This window comes from Bacillus sp. SIMBA_005 (assembly GCF_046535585.1).
Lineage (GTDB): Bacteria > Bacillota > Bacilli > Bacillales > Bacillaceae > Bacillus > Bacillus pumilus.
Window position 1 is genome coordinate 1 of sequence record NZ_JAWRWI010000455.1, and the last position, 269, is coordinate 269.

The window sequence follows — 269 nt, forward strand, 5'->3', positions numbered from 1 at the left end:
GCGCTGCGTTCGTGCGACGGGGCACCGCGGCATCGACCGTGACGACCATGCTCGCCGCGGTCTCGCACACCGTCGCGGGCGGACCGGCACCCGCACCCTCGATCGTGCTCGGCATGATCGTGCTGCTCATCGCGCCGTCTGCGCTTTTACTCCGTGCGCCCCTGCCGAGACGCCTTCAGGCGCGCGGCATCGGCCGCATCGCTCTCACGACGATCGTCGCGCAGCTCGCGTTCCACACCGCGTTCTCGGCGCTCGGTGAGCCCGTCGAG

1 protein-coding gene is annotated in these 269 nt (G+C 71.4%); it reads left to right on the plus strand.

Annotated features, from left to right (window positions below; all coding sequences use genetic code 11):
- Positions 1 to 269 (plus strand): hypothetical protein (locus SB660_RS20875; protein WP_410584267.1); only part of this gene is annotated, 269 nt, incomplete at both ends.